The 12,771-nt window shown below is 68.7% G+C and carries 12 protein-coding genes; 5 read left to right on the top strand and 7 right to left on the bottom strand.

All coding sequences use genetic code 11. The annotated features are described in order from the left end of the window. Nucleotide 1: 1 nt before the first annotated feature. The 5 genes from ACIIOY_RS24210 to ACIIOY_RS24190 all read left to right on the top strand — a co-directional run bounded on the left by ACIIOY_RS24210 (nucleotide 2) and on the right by ACIIOY_RS24190 (nucleotide 5,283). On the top strand, nucleotides 2-1,006 hold the full coding sequence (locus ACIIOY_RS24210) for a branched-chain amino acid ABC transporter permease (protein ID WP_411037241.1): 1,005 nt from the start codon (nucleotides 2-4) through the stop codon (nucleotides 1,004-1,006). 103 nt (nucleotides 1,007-1,109) lie between these two features. Continuing rightward, nucleotides 1,110-2,705 (top strand): GMC family oxidoreductase, encoded by a 1,596-nt coding sequence (locus tag ACIIOY_RS24205; RefSeq protein ID WP_411037240.1) that lies wholly within the window; start codon nucleotides 1,110-1,112, stop codon nucleotides 2,703-2,705. 14 nt (nucleotides 2,706-2,719) lie between these two features. After that, a complete protein-coding gene (locus tag ACIIOY_RS24200) occupies nucleotides 2,720-3,778 on the top strand; it encodes an enoyl-CoA hydratase/isomerase family protein (protein WP_411037239.1) in 1,059 nt (352 codons plus the stop codon). Nucleotides 3,779-3,785: 7 nt separating this feature from the next. Further along, nucleotides 3,786-4,673: a 3-hydroxyisobutyrate dehydrogenase gene (mmsB, locus tag ACIIOY_RS24195; RefSeq protein WP_411037238.1), complete on the top strand. Its 888-nt coding sequence runs from the start codon at nucleotides 3,786-3,788 to the stop codon at nucleotides 4,671-4,673. A gap of 187 nt (nucleotides 4,674-4,860) precedes the next feature. Next, entirely contained in the window at nucleotides 4,861-5,283 is a 423-nt protein-coding gene (locus ACIIOY_RS24190; RefSeq protein WP_411037237.1) for a hypothetical protein, read from the top strand. 84 nt (nucleotides 5,284-5,367) lie between these two features. On the opposite strand, the gene derI is transcribed toward ACIIOY_RS24190, so the two are convergent. The 7 genes from derI to ACIIOY_RS24155 all read right to left on the bottom strand — a co-directional run bounded on the left by derI (nucleotide 5,368) and on the right by ACIIOY_RS24155 (nucleotide 12,513). Continuing rightward, nucleotides 5,368-5,829, bottom strand: a complete 462-nt coding sequence (gene derI, locus ACIIOY_RS24185; RefSeq protein WP_411037236.1) for a D-erythrulose-4-phosphate isomerase — start codon at nucleotides 5,827-5,829, stop codon at nucleotides 5,368-5,370. Nucleotides 5,830-5,841: 12 nt separating this feature from the next. Further along, the gene (locus ACIIOY_RS24180) at nucleotides 5,842-6,612 is read right to left on the bottom strand and encodes a triose-phosphate isomerase (protein ID WP_411037235.1); all 771 of its coding nucleotides are present in this window, start codon (nucleotides 6,610-6,612) and stop codon (nucleotides 5,842-5,844) included. Then, the gene (locus ACIIOY_RS24175; RefSeq protein WP_411037234.1) at nucleotides 6,609-7,382 is read right to left on the bottom strand and encodes a DeoR/GlpR family DNA-binding transcription regulator; all 774 of its coding nucleotides are present in this window, start codon (nucleotides 7,380-7,382) and stop codon (nucleotides 6,609-6,611) included. Before ACIIOY_RS24175 ends, ACIIOY_RS24180 begins: the two co-directional genes overlap by 4 nt. Before the next feature lie 80 nt (nucleotides 7,383-7,462). Beyond that, complete coding sequence (locus ACIIOY_RS24170; RefSeq protein WP_411037233.1) at nucleotides 7,463-8,407, bottom strand: sugar-binding transcriptional regulator; 945 nt, start codon at nucleotides 8,405-8,407, stop codon at nucleotides 7,463-7,465. 74 nt (nucleotides 8,408-8,481) lie between these two features. Further along, nucleotides 8,482-9,417: a sugar phosphate isomerase/epimerase family protein gene (locus ACIIOY_RS24165; protein WP_411037232.1), complete on the bottom strand. Its 936-nt coding sequence runs from the start codon at nucleotides 9,415-9,417 to the stop codon at nucleotides 8,482-8,484. An 8-nt stretch (nucleotides 9,418-9,425) separates the two neighbouring features. After that, nucleotides 9,426-10,937 carry a glycerol-3-phosphate dehydrogenase gene (locus tag ACIIOY_RS24160; protein WP_411037231.1) on the bottom strand — a complete coding sequence of 504 codons (1,512 nt, stop codon included), beginning with the start codon at nucleotides 10,935-10,937 and terminating at the stop codon, nucleotides 9,426-9,428. A 25-nt stretch (nucleotides 10,938-10,962) separates the two neighbouring features. After that, nucleotides 10,963-12,513: an FGGY-family carbohydrate kinase gene (locus tag ACIIOY_RS24155; protein ID WP_411037230.1), complete on the bottom strand. Its 1,551-nt coding sequence runs from the start codon at nucleotides 12,511-12,513 to the stop codon at nucleotides 10,963-10,965. Nucleotides 12,514-12,771 lie beyond the last annotated feature (258 nt).

The raw sequence follows: 12,771 nt of genomic DNA, 5'->3' as shown, positions 1-12,771 counted from the left end.
CATGGCGGACATGGTTGAAACGACCGACCGCAGCGAACGGGCCGGGGCCCGCAGCGCCACGGCGCACGCGATCCGGATCGGCTTCCTGGTGGCGGGGCTTGCGGCGCTCGCCGTCGCGCCGCTCTTCCTCTATCCGGTCTTCCTGATGAAGCTCCTGTGCTTCGCCCTCTTCGCCTGCGCCTTCAATCTCCTGATCGGCTATACGGGGCTGCTCTCCTTCGGCCATGCGGCCTTCTTCGGGGGCGCGGCGTATTTCACGGCGCATGCCGTCAAGGAATGGCACTGGACCCCGGAGCTCGGCGTTCTCCTCGGCGTCGCCGGCGCGGCCGCGCTCGGCCTCGTCATCGGCTTCTTCGCCATCCGCCGGCAGGGCATCTATTTCGCGATGATCACCCTGGCGCTCTCGCAGATGTTCTATTTCTTCTGCCTGCAGGCGGAGTTCACCAAGGGCGAGGACGGCATCCAGGGCGTGCCGCGCGGCCACCTGTTCGGCCTCGTGGACCTCTCGGTCTCCACCAACATGTACTATTTCACGCTCGCCGTCTTCGTGATCGGCCTCCTCGTCATCTGGCGCTTCGTCAACTCGCCCTTCGGCATGATCCTGAAGTCGATCCGCGAGAACGAGCAGCGCGCCGTCTCGCTCGGCTACTCGGTGCAGTACTACAAGCTCGGCGCCTTCGTGATGTCGGCGGCGCTTGCCGGGCTTGCCGGCGGCGTCAAGGCGCTGGTCTTCCAGTTCGCCACGCTGACCGACGTCACCTGGCAGATGTCCGGCGAGGTGATCCTGATGACATTGCTCGGCGGCATCGGCACGCTCGTCGGTCCCGTCTTCGGCGCCGGGCTTGTCGTGACGCTGCAGAACTATCTCGCCACCTCCGACTTCCCCGTGACGATCGTGACGGGGGTGGTCTTCATGGTGTGCGTGCTGCTCTTCCGCCGCGGCCTCGTCGGAGAGTTCTATGCTTCCCGCCTCGGGCGGCGGCTGGGCTTCGAGCACAGGCGATAAGGGTGCCGGGGCCGCCGGTCGGCCGGCCCCGCTTGCGACAATCAGGACCGTGACGGCCTGCGGCTCCCGTCGAGCGCGGGAACGGCGAAGGATGGAGACCGGTATGGAGGAATTCGATTACATCGTCGTCGGGGCGGGCAGCGCGGGATGCGTGCTGGCAAACCGCCTTTCGGCCGACAGCGCCAACCGCGTCCTGCTCCTGGAGGCCGGCGGCAGCGACAACTACCACTGGATCCATATCCCCGTCGGCTATCTCTACTGCATCAACAACCCGCGCACCGACTGGTGCTTCCGCACGGAGCCGGAGGAGGGCCTGAACGGCCGGGCGCTCGGCTATCCGCGCGGCAAGGTGCTTGGCGGCTGCTCCTCGATCAACGGCATGATCTACATGCGCGGGCAGGCGCGCGACTACGACCTCTGGCGCCAGGCGGGCTGCGATGGCTGGGGCTGGGACGACGTGCTGCCCTATTTCCGCAAGTCGGAGGACCACTATGGCGGCGCCGACGAGATGCACGGCGCCGGCGGCGAATGGCGGGTCGAGACCTCGCGCGTGCGCTGGGCCGTGCTCGACGCCTTCCGCAAGGCCGCGGAAGAGGCCGGCATCCCGCCGACGAAGGACTTCAACCGCGGCGACAACGAGGGCTCGGCCTATTTCGACGTCAACCAGCGCTCGGGCATCCGCTGGAACACGGCCAAGGCGTTCCTCAAGCCCGCGAGAAGCCGCGGCAACCTGAAGGTCGTCACCAGGGCGCAGGTGAGCCGCCTGCTGATCGAGGGCGGGGAGGTGACGGGCGTCGAGTTCCACCGCGACGGCGTCGCCCGGAAAGCCCGCGCGCGCCGGGAGACGATCCTCAGCGCCGGGGCGATCGGCTCGCCGCACATCCTCGAGCTTTCCGGCGTCGGGCCGGGCGACGTGCTGCAAAAGGCTGGCGTGCCGGTCGTCGCCGAGGCGAAGGGGGTCGGCGAGAACCTGCAGGACCATCTCCAGCTTCGCCTCGTCTACAAGGTGACGGGCGTGCCGACGCTGAACGAGAAGGCGAGCAGCCTTCTCGGCAAGGCGTCGATCGGCCTGGAATATGCGCTGCGCCGTTCCGGTCCGATGTCCATGGCGCCGAGCCAGCTCGGCATCTTCACCCGCTCGGGCCCGGACAAGGAGACGCCGGACCTGCAATATCACGTCCAGCCCGTCTCGCTCGACAAGTTCGGCGATCCCGTCCACGCGTTCCCGGCCATGACAGCGAGCGTGTGCAACCTCAGGCCGGAAAGCCGCGGCTCGGTTCACCTGAAGGGTCCCGATTTCTCCCTGCAGCCGCAGATCCGCCCGAACTACCTTTCCACCGAGGGCGACCGCGCCATCGCCGTGCGCGCCATCCGCCTGACGCGCGAGATCGTCGCCAAGCCGGCTTTCGCCTGCTTCCGGCCGGAGGAATACAAGCCCGGCCCGTCCTACGAGACCGACGAGGAGCTGAAGCGGGCGGCCGGCGACATCGGCACCACCATCTTCCATCCGGTCGGCACGCTGCGGATGGGCGGCGACGCGGAGAGCGTCGTCGACCCGCGGCTCAGGCTGCGCGCGCTCGGCCGCCTGCGCGTCGCGGACGCCTCGATCATGCCGCGGATCACCTCCGGCAACACGAACTCGCCGACCGTCATGATCGCCGAGAAGGCGGCGGACATGATCCTCGCCGACAACCGGTAAAGGAGGGGAGCAGGATGGAGCGACACGAGGACATCCGCTTCGAGCGCAGGGGATCGGCGGCGATCGTCCGCCTCGACCGGCCGCGCGCGCTGAACAGCCTGACCCTGCCGATGGTGCGCGCGATGAAGGATGCGCTCGCCCTTTATGCCGGGGACGCCTCCGTCACCTGCGTGGTGCTGACGGGCGAGGGCGAGCGCGGCCTGTGCGCGGGCGGCGACGTGCGCATCATCCATGACCTCGGCCGGCGCGGCGATCCGGAGGCGCTGCGCTTCTGGCGCGAGGAATTCCCGCTGAACGCCGCGATCGCCCGCTATCCGAAACCCTATGTGGCGCTGATGGACGGCATCACCATGGGCGGGGGCGTCGGCATCGCCGCCCATGGCAGCGTGCGCATCGTCACCGAGCGCACGCGCCTTGCCATGCCGGAGACCGGCATCGGCTATTTCCCGGATGTCGGCGCGACCTGGCTCCTGCCCCGCGCGCCGGGGGAGGCGGGCACGTGGATGGGCCTCACCGGAAACGAGGTGGGGGCTGCGGACGCGATCCACGCCGGGCTCGCCGATCATCTGGTGCCCTCCGCGCGGCTCGCCGACCTCATGGAGGCGCTTGCGGCGCTGCCGGCCGGTGCGGCGCGCGAGCGTGTCGTCGCGACCGCCGCAGGCTTCGCAATGCCGGCCGAAGGTGGCGTGCTTGCGGCGAACGGCGCGCTGATCGACCGGACGTTCCGGTTCGACGCCGTGGCGCAGATCGTCGCGGCGCTTGAGGCCGAGCACGACCCCTTCGCGGCCGAGACGCTCGCCGTCCTGCGCCGCCGCTCGCCGACCAGCCTCAAGCTGGCGCTGAGGCTGCTGCGGCTCGGCCGGGCGAGCCGCAGCCTGGAGGCATGCCTCGAGCGCGAGTTCGCCGCCGCGGCGCATGTGCTCACGCAGCACGATTTCTACGAGGGCGTGCGTGCCGCTCTGGTCGACAAGGACCGCGACCCGAAATGGTCGCCGGCAAGCCTCGATGCGGTCCCCGACGCGGCGATCGAGGCCTATCTTGCGGAGAGCGAACCCCTGTTCCGGACGAGGTGAGGAAGACATGACGAAGATCGCATTTGTTGGCCTCGGCAATATGGGCGGCCCCATGGCGGCCAACCTGGTGAAGGCCGGCCATGCCGTGGCCGGCTTCGACCTTTCCGAAACCTCGCGCGCGGCGGCGGCCGCGACCGGCGTTTCGGCCGCCGCGACGCTTGCCGAGGCGGTCGACGGCGCCGAATGCGTCGTCACCATGCTGCCGAAGGGGACGCATGTGCTCTCCGTATGGGGCGAGCTTTGCGGCCTCGTCGAGGCGGGCACGCTGCTGGTCGACAGCTCCACCATCGACGTGGAAAACGCGCGCAGGGCGCATGCGCTCGCCGCCGGGCGCGGCTGCCCGTCCCTCGACGCGCCGGTCTCCGGCGGCACCGGCGGAGCGGCGGCGGCGACGCTCACCTTCATGGCCGGCGGAACGGAGGCGGCATTCGCGCAAGCCCAGCCCATCCTTGCCGCCATGGGCCGCAGGATCGTGCATTGCGGCGGCCCCGGCGCGGGCCAGGCCGCGAAGATCTGCAACAACATGATCCTCGGCATCTCGATGATCGGCGTCTGCGAGGCCTTCGCGCTCGGCGAAAAGCTCGGGCTCTCGCACCAGGCCCTCTTCGACGTCGCCTCCACCTCGTCGGGGCAATGCTGGTCGCTGACCAGCTATTGCCCCGTGCCGGGTCCCGTTCCGGCCTCGCCCGCCAACAGCGGCTACAAGCCGGGCTTTGCCGCCGCGCTGATGCTGAAGGACCTGACGCTCGCGCAGGAGGCGGCTCTTTCGACCGGTGCGGCGACGCCGCTCGGCGGCCTGGCGGCGCAGCTCTACGGGCTTTTCGACAGGCAGGGGCAGGGCGGCCGCGACTTCTCGGCGATCATCGAGATGCTGCGCGGGCTGGAAGAAGCCTGATACCCTCGCGCATGCGGCCACGTGCTATGCCGGACGGCGCCCTGCGCCTTCGGTCAGGGATTGACCTTGCGGCGAAACGGACCACATCAGCTACCAGGCGTCGGGGCCATGTCTTTGGCCCGCGTTTCGTGCGGCGTGCTTCTCGAGCATAGATCGCCGGCGCGACGAAGACCAAAGGAGTCGAGGCATGGGGTACGAAAGGCCATTCCGTTTTCCGCTCGCCGTGTGCGCGGCGGTTCTGGGCGGTTGTCTCCTGGCAGCCGATCATGCGGCGCTTGCGCAATCGTCGGTTCCGACGATCGTGGAGGGGCCTGGACACCATGCTCCCAACGAGAAGGGCGTCGCCAAGAGGCCGGAATCGTCCGCCAAGGAACGTGTCGTCAAGCCGCGCACGGAGGAGAAGAAGGCGCAGCCGAAACAGAAGAAGAAAGTCCGGCAGAAGCGGGTCGCCTGTTCCGCGGATTCGTTGCCGGCGGCCGAACGCCGCAGAATGCAGGCCGAGGCGAGCCGGATAATGAGGACGCGTGGCCGTGTGGCGGCCATCGCCTATGCCCGCCAGCAGGGCATGGCCTATCACCGGCGCCTCCAGGCGCGGGGCATCTGCCCATAAGGCAAAGGCTCAATCCGGGGCTCTCCCCGGATTGGAGAGAGCACGTTTTTCAGGCCGCTTCCAGGCGACCGGACGCGACCGGCGTTACTTGCCGGCCGCGTTGTACTTCGCGTCGACCTCGTCGATCGCCTTGACGTTGCCGGCAGAGCGGCCGTTCTCGTCGAAGGTCTGGGCGAGGAAGGCGTCGGCGATGGCCTTGGCGAGTTCCGGGCCGATGACGCGGGCGCCCATGGTGATGATCTGGGCATTGTTGGAAAGGGCGGCGCGTTCGGCCGAATAGGTGTCGTGCGTCAGCGCGGCGCGGATGCCCGGCACCTTGTTGGCGGCGATGGACACGCCGATGCCCGTGCCGCAGACGAGGATCGCCCGGTCGTATTCGCCGGCAGCGACGGCCGAGGCGACGCGGTCGGAGAGGTTGGCGTAGAAGGCGTCCGGGCCGGCGTCGGTGCGCGAGACCTCGTGCACCTCGTGGCGGTCCTTCAGGTGGTCGGCGAGGACCTTTGCGAGGCCTTCGCCCGCGCTGTCACCGGCAATGGCGAGTTTCATGGAAATCTCCTTTCAGATCGTGGCGGCGCATCGCACCAGGATGTCCAGATAGCCTTCAACCTTCCAGGCTGAACGGCCGATGAAGAGCCCGTCGATGTGCGGGCAGGCGATCAGTTCCGCGCAGTTCTGCGGGTTGACCGATCCGCCGTAGAGGCAGGGAATGCGGCGGCCGAGAATATCGCCCGCCACCTCGGCGATCTCGGCATGGCGCGCATCCGCATAGTCCGCGGTCGCCGGAATGCCCCTTTCGCCGATCGCCCAGACGGGCTCGTAGGCGAGCAGGATCCCGGCCTTCTTCTGCGCGTCGTCGAGCCGGGAGAGCGCGCCGCGCACCTGCCGGGCGAGGACCTCCGTGGCGCGGCCGCCTTCGCGGTCGGCCAGCGTCTCCCCGATGCAGATCAGCGGCACGAGGCCGTGGCGCACGGCGGCTTCCGTCTTGAGGCCGACCGTCTCGTCCGTCTCGCCGAAATGCTCGCGCCGCTCGGAATGGCCGAGCTCGACGAGGTCGAGGCCGCAGTCCTTCAGCATCACCGGCGAGATCTCGCCCGTCCAGGCGCCCTCGTCGGCCCAGTGCATGTTCTGCGCGCCGACCTTGACGGAGGTGCCGGCAAGCAGCGCCTTGACCTCGCGCACGGCGGTGAACGGCGGGATGACGAAGCGCTGGATGCGGGGATCGCGCCCGCCGTCGGCTGCCTTCAGGCCCTCGGCGAAGACCTTCGCCTCGGCAAGCGTCTTGTTCATCTTCCAGCTCGTGCCGACCCAGAACGTCCGGGCTTGGCTCATGGCGTCGTCTCCTTTGCGATCCGCACCGCGGTCCTGCCGCCGGCAAGCTCGGCGGACGTGTCGTGGGGCAGGGGTTTGTCGGATATGACCGTGTCGAATTCGGCAAGGTCGGCGAGCACGTGCAGCGCCGTGTGGCCGAAGCGGCGGCTGTTGACGAGAAGGCAGGTCTGGCGGCTCGCCGCCATCATCGCCCGCTTCACGCGCACCACCGCCTCGTCCATGTGGTAGGCGAGGCGGCCCTCGGCGGCCGGCGCCGAGATGAAGGCGATGTCGGCGCGCAGCCGCGACAGCGCCTCCTCCGTGACGATGCCGAAATAGGCGTTGAACTTGGCCGAATAGACGCCGCCGAGGCCGATCAGCGTCACGCCGGACACGCCCCTGGCGCGCTCCATGATCGCCGCATTGTTGGTGATGACGGTGATCGGCTTCTTTTCCGCAAGCACGTCGCCGAGCACGGAGGCCATCGAGCCGTCGTTGATCATCACCGTCATGCCGGGCTCGACCAGGTCCGCCGCCGTCTCGGCCAGCGCGCGCTTCACGTCGGCCTCCTGCAGCACGCGGAAGCGGAAATCGCTCTCGAACCGGGTGCCTGCGTCGATCGTCGCGCCGCCGCGCACCTTGCGCAGCACGCCCGCCCGCTCCAGGTCGTCGAGGTCGCGGTGGATGGTCATCTTGGAGACGCCGAAGCGCGCGGCGATGTCGTCGAGCTCGACGGCCCGGCTTTCGACCAGAAGATTGATGATCTCCTGCCTGCGCTCTTCCCGTTTCACCGCGTCCTCCATCTCACGGACGGCCTATAACATCATTCTCCGCGAATTATAACATGAAATATGTGATTTTGTGATTTTCCTCATGTGGAGCTTTGCAGGAGCTGCCGCGCGGTTCGCTCGTCGGTGATCAGCCCGTGGAGCTTGTGGCTGTGCAGCACGGCGCGGATGGCTTCGGTCTTCACCGGGCCGCCGGCGATCGCGACGATCCGGTCCGTTCCGTTCTCCGAGAAGGAGGCGGCGAGCGTGCGGGCGGTCACGGCTGTCTCGAGGATGCGGCCCTTGCGGTCGAAGAAGTGGCCGAGCAGTTCGCCGACGCCGCCGAGCGCGGCGATCTCCTCAAGCTCGTCCGGCTGGAGCATGCCCGATTTGACGAGATGGGCCTGGTTGTCGACGGTGCCGATGCCGACGATCTTGAGGTCAGCGCTGCGGGCGAGGTCGAACACCTCGCTGACGCCGCGCTGGGAAAGCAGCACCTCGCGGTCCTCCTCCGTGTTGGCGAAGAAGGGCACGGGCATCACATAGGCCTGCGTTCCGGTCTTCTCCGCGAGACGGTGCATGACGTCGTAGGGGTTGGCCGCATAGTTGCGGGTAAGGCCGCCGAGCAGCGAGACGAAGCGCGCGCGGCCCGCGCCGATCCTCGGCAGGTGGCGGACGGCGGCCGAAAGCGTGCGGCCGTGGCCGAAGCCGATGACGGAAGCCTCGCCCCGTTCCAGTTCCCGCCGGAGGAAGCTCGCACCCGCATGGCCGAGCGTCGTCAGCGCCAGCGGGTCGTCGTCGGTATCGGGCGCCACCTCGCAATAGTCGAGCCCGTAGCGGGTCGACAGTTCCACCTCCAGGTTGGCGCATTCGGCGATCTCGCCGTCGATGCTGACCTTCACCACGCCCTCGGCGACCGCGCGCGCGATCAGCCGGTGCGCCTTCACCGAGGGGATGCCGAGCCGCTTGGCGACGGCGGACTGGGTGAACCCCCCGACATAGTGCAGCCAGGCGGCGCGCACGGCGAGGGAAGCTTCGTTGTCGATCATCGGCGATGTCCTGTCCTCATCTGCAACCGGAAGCGGTCTTTCGCGCCAAGTCTTAGCAAGGGGCCGTGCGACGGTCAGCCCGGCTTGAGGTCGGACGCACCGGTATCGATATGCGGCGCCCAGAAGGCGATGCTCTCGGCGATCTGCGGTATGACCTCGCGGTCGTTCGGCTCGCGCTCCTTGAAGGAGAGTTCCAGGCAGATCTCGTTGTCCACCGCGCCGCCCTCGGCGAAGGCCTTGAGCAGGGGTTCCGGCTGGATGCGGCCCCTGGCGTTGAACTCGGCGGTGAACGGCCGGTGTCCGCCCTTGTCCATCAGGCTCTGCTTGATGTGGATGATCGGCGAGACCTTCGGCACGGCGCGCGCCCAGGCATAGGGGTCGTAGTCGTCCGGGTTTTCGGAGGTGACGTCGCCGTGATCGATGTCGGCCATCATCCACATGGGGATGGCCATGTCCGCGGCCGTCAGCCGGTCCTGGAGCGCAAGGCAGGACTCGATGGTCTCGCCGAACTCCCGGCCGATGCTCATCGGCTCCCAGAAGACGTAGGAGAGGCCCGCATCCCTGGCGTGCTCGGCCACCTCCGCCCAGCAGTCGATGGCGATCCGGATCAGGTCCTCGCGGCGGACCGGGTCGTCGTAGTCCCTGTAGGTGAAGATGGCGAACTGGGTGCCGACGGCGGCGCCGCCGAGGTCGCCGATGATGTCGGCGAAGGTCTTGAACCAGTCGACATAGTAGCGCCGCACGTCCGCGTCCGGATGGCCGAAATGATTGAGGCGGCCGTAGGGGCCCGTCATGCCGGAGGTGACGCGCACGCCGGTGCGCTGGAGCGCCCTTTCCATCTGCCGCGTCAGCCGGCGGATCGTCGCGGCGTTCCAGCTCGGATTGATGAACTCGTGCGTGAGCTGGAGGTCGCGCAGGCTGAGGTCCCGCGCGACGGTCTCGATCAGGTCGTCGGGATCGGCGAAGCGGTTGACCAGCGGATTGGTGTTGAGCGAGAGCGTCAGCGGCATGGTCGTCCTCAGGCGGCGGCAAGGCGGGCGGCGTTGAACCAGTCGGCGAAGGCGGCGCGCTCGGCGTCCGTCAGGTGCAGGTAGTGCTTGGTGCGGCGGTAGAGGATGTCCTCCGGCGTCTCGGCCCATTCGGTGGCGACGAGATAGCGGGCCTCCGCCTCGTAGAACTGTCCGCCGAAATGCCGGCCGAGCCCTTCGAGACCCGTTGCGCCGGCGACGACATTCCTCGTGCGCGTGCCGTAGAGCCGGCCGTAGTGATGCACCAGCTTGCGCGGCATCCAGGGATAGGTGTCGCGCAGGCCGTTGGCGAAGGTCTCGTAGTCGGCGTTCGGCATGTCGCCGCCGGGAAGCGGCGCCGTCTCCGTCCAGTCGCCGCCCATCGCGGGGAAGACATGCCTGAGGCGCTGCAGGCCGCGCTCGGCAAGCTCGCGGAAGGTGGTGATCTTGCCGCCGAAGACGTTGAGCAGCGGCGCGCCGCCGGTCTCGTCGAGATCGAACACGTAGTCGCGGGTGACGGCGGAGGGATTGCCCTTGCCGTCGTCGAAGAGCGGCCGCACGCCGGAAAAGGAATGCAAGACGTCCTGCCGGCGCAGCTTCTCCTTGAAGTAGCGGTTCACCGCCTTCAGGAGGTATTCGATTTCCGCCTCGTCGGCCGAGACGTCCTCGGCCCGGCCCTCATAGGCGATGTCGGTGGTGCCGATCAGCGCCTTGTCGCCCTCGTAGGGATTGATGAAGATGACGCGCTTGTCGTGGTTCTGCACCAGGTAGGCGTTGGCGCCCGTCCAGAACTTCGGCACGATGATGTGGCTGCCCTTGACGAGGCGCACGTTGCGCGTGGAGTTGGAGCCGGCGACGCGGTTGATGACGTCCGAGACCCAGGGGCCGGCGCAGTTGACGACGCATCTGGCGCGGAAGGTCCGCGTCTCGCCCGTCACGCTGTTCTTCGTCGTGACTATCCAGGCGCCGTCCTCGCGGCGGGCGGAGACCGTCGGCGAGCGGGTCAGCACCACGGCGCCCTTTTCCGCGGCATCGAGCGCATTGAGCGTGACGAGGCGGGCATCGTCCACCCAGCAGTCGGAATATTCGAAGCCGCGCGTGTACCGGTCGAGGATCGGCGTGCCTTCGGGGTCGCGGGCAAGGTCCAGCGTGCGCGTGCCCGGCAGCCGCTTGCGCCCGCCGAGATGGTCGTAGAGGAAGAGTCCGAGCCGGACCAGCCAGGCCGGGCGGTCCTCGGGGCTGTGCGGCAGCACGAAGCGCATCGGCCAGATGATGTGCGGGGCGGCATTGAGCAGCACCTCGCGCTCGATCAGCGCCTCGCGCACCAGCCGGAACTCGTAGTATTCGAGATAGCGCAGGCCCCCGTGCACCAGCTTGCCGGAGCGCGAGGAGGTGCCCTCGGCCAGGTCGTCCTTCTCGCTGAGGACGACGGAAAGGCCGCGCCCGGTCGCATCGCGCGCGATGCCCGCGCCGTTGATGCCGCCGCCGATCACGAAAAGGTCAATGGGCTCGGGCTGGTTCATCTCAATCTCCTTCGCATTCGTTTCCTCAGCGCGCGGCCAGGATGTCCCAGGCGGGCGCGATGCCCCGGCGGACATCCGAATAGGCGGCAAAGAGGCGCGTCATGCGGTCGATGTCTTCGGGCTCGGGGTGTTCGGCCGCGCCGAGCCCGGGCGTCACCCAGTCGGCGATGCAGTCGTCCATCGTGCGGTAGGCGCCGATCGCGACCGCGGCCATCATCGAGGCGCCGGCGGCGCCGGCCTCCTCGCGGCTGCTGACGCGGACAGGCGCGCCGAGCGCGGCGGCGAGCGTGCCGCGCAGCGCCGCCGAGCGGGCCGCGCCGCCGCTGACCCGCAGTTCCGGCGGCAGGGCGCCCATGGCGGCGTAGCAGTCGCGCGTCGCCATGCCGAGGCCCTCGACGACGGCGCGCACGAGGTCCGGGTAGCGGTGGCGGCTGGAAAGGCCGGTGATGTTGGCGCGCGCCCGCGCGTTGACGAAGGGGCCGCGCTCGCCCGCCTCGGAGATGTAGGGATGGTAGAGGACGTTGCCGGGCTTGCTGGCGGCGAACCATTGGTCGACGCGGGCGATCATCTCGTCGAGCCTGACGGAGACGCCGAATTCGCCGAGGAGGTCCGCGCCGAGCTGCAGCAGCCAGTCGAGGTTGATCGTCGCGCCCATGTTCGTCTGGACCTGCGTGACGATGCCGGGGATGGGCAGGGCGATGACGTAGCCGGTGCGCTCGGCGTTCAGCACCACGTCGGAAACGGGCTTGGCGAGCAGGTGGACGCCGGTCGAGCCGATGGCCGAGCAGGCGGCGTTGCGGCCCTCGCTGCGCACGCCGGCGCCGAGCGCCGTCATGACCATGTCGACATAGCCGAGGCAGACGGGCGTGCCGGCCCTGAGGCGGCAGGCCGCGGCGGCCTCCGCCGTCAGCGGGTGGACGGTCTGCGTGCCCTCGATCACCTCCGGCAGGAGGGCGCGCCGGTGCGTGAGGCCGAGGGCGGCGAGCACGTCGTCGTCATAGCGGCGGGTGCGGAAATTGCCGAAGGTGAAGCTTACCTCGGACGGGTCGGTGGCGCGGATGCCCGTCAGGTTCAGGTAGAGCCAGTCCTTGCAGTGCATGGCCGTCTCGGCGCCGGCGAGCACGTCCGGGAAATGCCGGTCCATATGGGCGAGCTGCGCGCCCTGCTGGCAGGTGTTGAGGCCGGTGCCGGTCGCCTCGAAACGCTTGCGGTCGGCCTCGGAGGCTGCAAGCCGCTCGACGGTCGGCGCCGCGCGGGCGTCGAGCCACAGCCAGGCATCGGCCGCCGGCCGGTTGCCCGAGCCGACGAGCCAGGTGCCATCGCCCTGGCCGGTGACGGCGATGGCGGCCGTGCGGCCGGCAAGGCCGTCCACTTTTTCCGCGAGCCCGCCAAGCGCGCGCGTGCAGTCGAGCCAGGTCTGGTCGAGGGATTGGGTGACGGAGCCGTCGTCGCCGGTCCTGTAGGTGTTGCGTACGGCCGCGCTGGCGATCTGCCGTCCGGACAGCGTGAAGGCGACCGCCTTCATCACCGACGTGCCGGCGTCGATGCCGATGATCAGGTCGGCCGTCTCAGCCATCGCGCGCCCCCGCGGCTGCCGCGCCGGCCCGCGCCACGTTGCCTGACCCGAAACAGAGCATTCGATCCTCCCGACAGCCTCTCTCGAAAGCGTGCATGATCCGGACCGCCGCGGCGAGCCTTTTCTGAACCTGCACACGGACCTCCCGAAAAGCACGAAAGAACATAACACAAAGTTATCGCATGTCTCGAAAAATTTTTCGCACCAAGAATTTTTTTTCAGATATGATGGTGTTGTGCATGGGCCGGGATGAAAACC

Source organism: Shinella agrisoli (assembly GCF_046557955.1).
Taxonomy (GTDB): Bacteria; Pseudomonadota; Alphaproteobacteria; order Rhizobiales; family Rhizobiaceae; genus Shinella.
The sequence above is the reverse complement of the archived record's forward strand: the minus strand, read 5'-3'. Positions and strand labels throughout refer to the sequence as shown.